The organism is Thalassospira sp. GB04J01 (assembly GCF_000751115.1).
GTDB classification, from domain to species: domain Bacteria; phylum Pseudomonadota; class Alphaproteobacteria; order Rhodospirillales; family Thalassospiraceae; genus Thalassospira; species Thalassospira lucentensis.
Window position 1 is genome coordinate 153818 of record NZ_CCDX020000017.1, and the last position, 7885, is coordinate 161702.

General features: G+C 53.9%; 6 protein-coding genes. 5 read left to right on the top strand and 1 reads right to left on the bottom strand.

Features of this window, described 5'->3' with window-relative positions; translation table 11 throughout:
- The first annotated feature begins 10 nt into the window (after positions 1 to 10).
- The 5 genes from AMM48_RS18625 (at position 11) to AMM48_RS18645 (ending at position 6342) form a co-directional block, all read left to right on the top strand.
- Positions 11 to 1924: a glycosyltransferase gene (locus AMM48_RS18625; protein WP_279627500.1), complete on the top strand. Its 1914-nt coding sequence runs from the start codon at positions 11 to 13 to the stop codon at positions 1922 to 1924.
- Between the two features lie 205 nt (positions 1925 to 2129).
- Positions 2130 to 3026, top strand: coding sequence for a dihydrodipicolinate synthase family protein (locus AMM48_RS18630; protein WP_102785289.1), 897 nt, complete (start codon positions 2130 to 2132; stop codon positions 3024 to 3026).
- Positions 3027 to 3190: 164 nt separating this feature from the next.
- A complete protein-coding gene (locus AMM48_RS18635) occupies positions 3191 to 4474 on the top strand; it encodes an FAD-binding oxidoreductase (RefSeq protein ID WP_102785290.1) in 1284 nt (427 codons plus the stop codon).
- A 12-nt stretch (positions 4475 to 4486) separates the two neighbouring features.
- Entirely contained in the window at positions 4487 to 5488 is a 1002-nt protein-coding gene (locus AMM48_RS18640; protein WP_102785291.1) for a 4-hydroxyproline epimerase, read from the top strand.
- A gap of 185 nt (positions 5489 to 5673) precedes the next feature.
- Positions 5674 to 6342: a GntR family transcriptional regulator gene (locus AMM48_RS18645; protein ID WP_022732216.1), complete on the top strand. Its 669-nt coding sequence runs from the start codon at positions 5674 to 5676 to the stop codon at positions 6340 to 6342.
- Positions 6343 to 6391: 49 nt separating this feature from the next.
- Here the strand turns inward: AMM48_RS18645 and AMM48_RS18650 are convergent, their stop codons facing one another.
- On the bottom strand, positions 6392 to 7450 hold the full coding sequence (locus tag AMM48_RS18650) for a proline racemase family protein (RefSeq protein ID WP_244271303.1): 1059 nt from the start codon (positions 7448 to 7450) through the stop codon (positions 6392 to 6394).
- Positions 7451 to 7885 lie beyond the last annotated feature (435 nt).

Consider the following 7885-nt stretch of genomic DNA (forward strand, 5'->3'; position numbering starts at 1 on the left):
TGGCGCAATGATGCTTGTCGCGGATGCTTTCGACCGAAAAGGTGTCCGGAAATATGTATCTGTCATCGCAGCAATAGCAATTCTACCAATATTAGAGGTTTCTCAAGGGCGGGCTAATGTGGCCGCAATTCTGGCGGCAGGCTGTGCTATGGGCATTTGTTTAGTCTTCTTGATCAAGTCGCGGTTTATTAAAGTTGCTGTTTTTGCAGGGATTGCGGTCGCGATTGTTGGGGTGTTGCTATGGCTCGGTGAGGTTACTGGCAATATGAGTGATCTCAGAGGGTTCGTACCATATTTACCTACATGGCTTGTTGATGTTCATCGTCAAATGATTTGGCAGTTTACCTATAGCCATGTTTTTGATCATCCTTTGATTGGCTATGGAATCAACGCTTCCCCATGGGTTCCGGGTGCAAATGAACTCGCAGGTAGCTCAGCCCAATCTGTTTTACCTGGCCACCCTCACAGTTGGTTTATGGAGATCTGGCTTGAGGTTGGGATTATCGGTTTGCTCGTAATGGTTCCAATGGTTGCATGCTGCGCCGTTACGGCTTTCGTCGACGTTTTGCGCAATGGTGGCAAGGTTTCTGCCCTGCCGCTTGCTATGTTTGCAGCCTATTGGTTCGCCGGACTGTTTAACTACTCATTCTGGACGTCGTGGTGGTTTGGTGTGTTCATGTTGGGCATTTCTTTGGCATTCTTGCGGCGAGAGTGGCTGATTTTAGGAAAACCTGCTCTCGGAGGCCGTCAAACACTGCTTAGACGCAAAACCATGATCGTCTGTGCCGAAGACTGGTCTTTCGTATCCCATCGCATCGGACTTGGTCGTGCGGCCTTGGTGCGTGGGGACGACGTCGTTGTTGCCTGCAATGTGGGGGACGCTGCGGACGCGTTGCGCAGCGAAGGCTTTCGCGTCGTTGATGTACCGATTGCGCGCGGCGGCTTAAGCCCGCTCAAGTCATTTAAAACGGTAAAGTCGCTGGCCTGTCTGATCCGGCGCGAACAGCCCGACGTCATCGTCAATGTCGCGATACAGTGTGTTGTTCTTTCTGCCTTTGCCGGTCTATTGGTCGGGGCAAAGCGATCAGTTAATATGATAACCGGGCTTGGCTTCCTGTTTGTGTCTGGCGGTGCCAAAGCTCGCGTTGTTCGACATATTGTGTCGCTGGTTTTACGGGTGTATGCTCGGTGCCCGTCCATCAACGTGATCGTGCAGAACCGCGATGATCATGCTCTGATGTCTGGTCTTGGTTTTCGGGAAAGCCGACTGGCGCTGATCCGTGGGTCAGGGGTGGATATCTCGGCTTTCGCACCGAGAACCACATCATCGGACGGCCCCAAAACTGCAATCTTTGTCGCTAGAATGCTGTGGTCAAAGGGACTTGCCGAGCTGATCGAGGCGGCGCGTACTCTTAAATCGCGCAATCGAACCTATCGTTTCCTTTTGGTCGGTGATGCCGATCCTGCCAATCCTGACAGTGCATCGGAAAGCGATCTGGTGAAATGGCAGCAAGACGGGCTGATCGAATGGCTTGGCAAACGAAGCGACATTGCGCACTTGCTGCGTTCTGCTGATCTGGCCGTTTTGCCATCATGGCGCGAAGGCCTGCCCAAATCATTGTTAGAAGCCGCTTCCTCGGGGCTTGCCATGGTGTCAACCGATGTGCCCGGATGTCGCGAAATCGTCTCCCATCAGGAAAATGGTCTTCTTGTGCCCTTGCGCGATGCAAATGCGCTTGCCGATGCCATCGAAAAACTGATGGAGAATGATGCAACCCGTCATGCTTATGGCGCAGCAGCCCGGGGTCTGGTCGAACGAGAACTCTGTGATCAGGTGATCATTGCCAAAACACTTGCAGTCGTGACCGGGACGGCACCCGTTGATCATGTCCGCACAGTACGATTTGGACCACAGAAAGCGTAAAACGAGATATCTCGTCCCCTGGTGTTGTAGATTTGAAGGCTCCGTTCGCGGGGCCTTTTCTTTTTGGTCAAAAATCTCTTTGCATCCTCGATGTATATTTTGTATACAATATACATGAATTGAACATGCCCTCGTGAATATGGGTGTTTGAATGTGTAATGCGCGCGCCAAGACGGATCGCGCTGTATCAGGAGGTTACTTTCCCATGCAGGTAAACTGGACTGGCGTTTTCCCCGCCGTTGCCACACAGATGAACAAAGACGGCTCAATCGATTTCGACATGACCGCCGAACAGATCGAAGCCCTGATCACCGCGGGCGTCGATGGTCTGGTGATGCTGGGCTCGGTCGGTGAAAACACCGCCCTTGAGCCGGACGAAAAAATTGCCGTCCTCAAACTTGCTGTCGAAGTCACCAAGGGCCGCATTCCGGTTCTGTCGGGTGTTGCTGAAAACTCAACCCAGGCTGCGATCCGTTATGTTCAGGTCTGCGAAGAACTTGGCGCTGATGGCCTGATGCTGCTGCCGGGCATGGTTTACACCGCTGATCCGCGTGAAAATATTGAGCATTTCCGCACCGTTGCGGGCGCTACCAAGCTTCCGATCATGATTTACAACAATCCGGGTGCCTATCGCATCGACATCAAACCAGAAGAATTCAATCAGCTGGCAGATGTTGAAAATCTGGTCGCGATCAAGGAAAGCTCCGGCGATCCGCGCCGTATCACCGACATTTACAATGCCTGTGGTGATCGCTTCGTTCTGTTCTGTGGCATGGATGACCTTGTCATGGAAACGCAGGTGCTTGGCGCTGTTGGCTGGATTTCCGGTTTCACTGATGCCTTCCCAAAAGAATCAGTCGCGCTTTGGAAACTGCTTTCTGAAGGTAAATACAAAGAAGCCCTGACCATTTACCGCTGGTTCACGCCTATTCTGCACATGGATGTGCATGCCAAACTGGTTCAGTACATTAAACTGGCACAGGAAATGACCGGTGTGGGCAAGGCGCATGTGCGCGCCCCGCGTCTTCCGCTGGTTGGCAAAGAGCTTGAAACGATCAAGGCTGAAATCCAGAAAGCAATCGATACCCGTCCAAGCCTCTAGGCACGACCTAAAATGCAGCCGGTTGTGGCATCAACCGATTGCATTTCGATTGCGAATGATGAAACAGTAAGCTCCCTCGTGACATCTCGCGGGGGAGTTTCCTGCCATCTTGTCGGCAGTTAAATCCCAGAAACGACACGCACCATATTTGACGAGGCCCGCAAATGTCCCAATCGCCCTCAAAATCCAAAACCCCGAATGCATCTGGTCAAAAGGCCGTCGTGATTGGTGCGGGGATTATCGGCGTGAATGTCGCACTCGCCCTTCAGGATAAGGGCTATGAGGTGACCATTCTGGACCGTGGTGAGCCGGGAATGGGGGCATCCTTTGGTAATGCCGGTGGGATTGCGGTAACCGAATGTGCGCCGATTGCAATGCCTGGAACACTCATGAATGTGCCCGGCTGGCTTCTCGATCCGCTGGGGCCGCTTTCGGTGCGCTGGGGATATTTGCCCAGAATGTTGCCATGGCTGTTACGTTTTCTGGCCGCAAGCTCCAAATCCCGGGTTGAGCAGATCGCAATCGAACTGGCCGCACTCCTTAACCGCGCATGGGATGACTACGATCCCGTGATTGCCAAGGCTGGCCTTGCCGATGCCGTCTTTAAAAAAGAGGGGGCGATGGCGGTCTATCGCAGCGATGCCTCGCGCCGTAAAGATGATTATGCAATTGACCTTCGTCGGCGGAACGGCATTAAAATCCGCGATCTTACCCGTGCTGAAGTGCGCGACCTCGAACCCGATCTGGCGCCGATCTTTTCATGCGGCGTGATGGAAGAAGACTGGGGCAGGGTGCTTGACCCCTATAAAATCGTGATGGGGCTGTATAAATGCTTCCGTGATCAGGGGGGTAAATTTGAAACCGCCGAAGTCACTGACTTTGTCTATCGCGATGGCAAACCACGTGCGGCAATGACCACATCTGGGGATCAGATTACCTTTGACACGGTGGTGGTTGCCTGTGGAGCATGGTCCAAAACGCTCGCCAAACGTCTGGGCTCGCCAGTACCGCTTGATACTGAACGGGGCTATAACACCACCGTTCCCTATCACGGCGCCAAACTGTCGCGCATGGTGATTTGTGCCGATGACAGTTTCGTCATGACGCCGATGGAAATGGGCATTCGCGTTGGCGGTGCGGTCGAACTTGGCGGTCTGACCGCGGCACCCAATTATGATCGGGCCAAGGCACTGTTTGCCAAGGGTAAGGAAGTCCTGCCCAAGCTGAATGGCGAAGGCGGCACGGAATGGATGGGCTTTCGTCCGTCCATGCCCGATTCAAAACCGGTCATTTCCAAAAGCCCCAATCATCAGAACGTCTTTTTCGCCTTTGGGCACGGGCACCTTGGCCTGACCATGGCAGCCACCACCGGGCGTCTGATTTCCGATCTTATGAGCGGGGAAGAAACCCCGATCAACATGACGCCCTATCGTATCAATCGTTTCTAGAAGGCCCCACCCATGGCGAAAGACAGTTTCTTTTGTATTGATGGTCATACTTGCGGCAACCCGGTGCGTCTGGTTGCCGGCGGCGGACCCAAACTTCACGGTGCGACCATGCTTGAAAAGCGGGCGCATTTTCTGGCCGAATATGACTGGATCCGCACCGGGTTGATGTTTGAGCCGCGCGGTCATGACGTGATGTCAGGTTCGATCCTCTATGATCCGACGTCCGATGATTATGATGTTGCAGTGCTGTTCATTGAAACGTCGGGCTGTCTTCCGATGTGCGGCCATGGCACCATCGGGACCGTCACCATGGCGATTGAAGAAGGCCTGGTAAAACCCAAAACACCGGGGCGCTTGCGGCTTGAAACCCCTGCAGGCTTGGTGATCGCCGAATACAATCAGGTCGGTGAATACGTCGAATCGGTCAAGCTGACCAACGTGCCGTCGTTCCTGTATAAAACCGATATTGCCGTTGACTGTCCCGATCTTGGTCCGATCATGGTTGATGTTGCCTATGGCGGGAATTTCTATGCGATTGTCGAGCCGCAAGAAAATTACCGGGATGTATCGGACTTCACGGCCGGTGATCTGCAACGCATCAGCCCGGAACTCCGTCGTCGTCTGAATGAACAAAACGACTTTGTCCATCCGCTTTACCCCGACATCAAGGGCCTGTCGCATATCCAATGGACCGGCAAACCGACCCAGCCTGACAGCACGCACCGCAATGCAGTGTTTTACGGCGATAAGGGCATTGATCGTTCACCTTGCGGCACCGGGTCGTCGGCGCGACTGGCACAACTCGTTGCCAAGCGGCAATGGGATCCGGCCCATGAGTTGATCCATGAAAGCATCATCGGATCACAATTTAGGGTCAGCGTGGTCGAGCACACCAAAGTCGGCGCGTATGACGCGGTGGTGCCCGGTATCGAAGGCTGGGCGCGCAAGCACGGGTATAACACGATCTTTATTGATGACCGTGATCCCTACAAACATGGCTTTGTCGTAAACTAACCGACCGAAGGGGGCTTTATGCTCCCTTCGTTGTATTTGCGCGATGGGTCCCTGATTATACAGTATGCAATTATATTGCGACTTGGCGGGTGCATGGTTATGACTAATCATGGATATGCCAGTCTAGCTGGACAGATCGTTACCCCGGATGCCATGAAACCGGGACCCATTATAAAAGAGCTGAAATGACCGCATCACCGCGATTTACCCGCCGCACCATTACCGATCAGGTTACCGAAGACCTCAGGGCCCGCATTTTATCGGGTGATTTCCCTGCGGGCTTCCAGTTGCGTCAGGATGCGATCGCCGGTGAATATAATGTGTCGCGCATTCCGGTCCGCGAAGCCCTTCAGCGCCTTGACGCCGAAGGATTGGTGTCGTTTCAGCCCCACAAAGGGGCGATTGTCGCCCAGCTGTCGCTTGATGAAATCGAAGAATTGTTTGAAGTGCGCAAATTGCTCGAATGCGAATTGCTCCGTCATGCCATTCCGCGCATGACACCGGCGGATTTAAAGTCGGTCGAAGATATCCTGATGGTCTATGACGAAGCTTTCCGGTCTGGCGATGTGTCGAAATGGGGGGAGCTTAACCGCGAATTCCATGACCGGCTGTATCGGGCGTCAAACCGGCCCAAAACGCTTGAGATCATCCGCATGATTGGCAACAACACGGTCCGTTTTGCGCAGGCGCAACTGGCGCTTTCGGGGGAAACCGATCGGGCCGAGCGCGAACACCACCAGATTTTCGAAGCCTGCAAAGCCGGAAACGTTGACGAGGCGGTGGGTCTTCTGGCTGACCATATTGAAAATTCCGCCAACAGCCTGATGGATTGCCTGCGCAACGCCCGTCAGTAGGGACGGCAAGGCGATTTTTAAAAACAGCGGTGGCCCAAACCGCCCTGCATTAGCGCAGCATAAATCCCCGTCCGACGTCATCATTGTCTTCAAACCAGAAACTGGCCTTGCCACTATAATGGGCCAACCCCTTGACCGACGCGATGACGGCCGGGCGCGGCCCACAGGTGGTTGTGCTGGTGACCGCCCCCTCAAAACCCGATCCGACAATGCTCTCGAACCGGCGCGATTGGCCGGTTTGGATCAGGCCCTTGCCGTGTTGAATGGCAAGCCGGGCGCTGACACCCGATCCGGTCGGACTGCGGTCAACCTGACTGTCGGCAAACACACATATATTGCGCGTCGGTGTGTCGCCAAAGGCGTCTTTGCCATCGGTCAGGATCGCGCCATATAAAAACGCCAGATCATCATGATCGGGGTGGGAAAGCGGGATGGCTTTCCTCACCGCCAAACATACTTCCTCAGCAAGCTGTGTCAGCTTGTTTGTGACCGATGAGCTGATCGGCAGCCCAAATTGTCCGGCATCAAGAATCGCGTAAAACGCACCGCCATACCCGATGTCGGTTTTAAAGCTGCGTCCATCTTCCAGGGTCAGCGCAAGGTCGCTGGCAAACATAAAGGAGGGCACGGATGAAAACCGCACCTTGCGGCTTTGTCCGTTGGTGACTTCGACTTCGGCCCGAACCATGCCACATGGGCATTCGATATTCACGTGCGTGACCGGCTCGACCACTTTGACCAGGCCATAATCAACCGCATAGCGGCCAAGGGCGATGATCGCGTGCCCGCACATGGTTGAATAGCCTTCATTATGAATGAACAGCACGGCCATATCTGCCCCCGGGAGGCTCGGTTCAACCAGTATCGCGCCATACATGTCGGCATGCCCGCGCGGTTCAAACATCAAAAAACGGCGCAAATGATCAAGGTGATCGCGGGCATAACGCCGCTTGGCCAGAATATCGTCGCCCGGAATCGTCGGATACCCCGATGTGACAATCCGCAACGGCTCGCCGCCGGTATGCATATCAATCACCTCAATCGGGGTGCTTTGGCCGGGCAGGGCGTTTGATCGGGGCGAATCATGGTTGGGTTTGCTGTGGGGCATGGGGCCTCATAATAGAATTTTGGGTATTTTTGATCTGTTTTGATTTTTTGCGTCACCTGATTCTCGGTATTTAACGGTGCCGCGCGAACATCTTAGCTCTTTAAACGCTCAAAAGAATATGGTTACAATCGGGTTGGGACAAAACTTCTTAAGATGACCCCTCTTGCGGGTCATAAAAGTGAAACCTATATGTGTCTTCGCGCAAAAATTTTGCGTAAGGGCATTTCTGTCCCTTTTTTACAAAAAGGTGTTTGACAGTTTAAGGGGGTGGGCCTATAACCCGCCTCCACCGACGAGGCGCGGCGCTGATGAGATTGGCGACGCGGGTTGGGCGGTTTAGGGTTTCGGCCTTTGAGTTCTTTGACATTGTTGATCAGTAGGAAGGGATGCGCGGGCAGCGTTATGGCGTTAGTCTGTGCATCCTGGAGACGACGG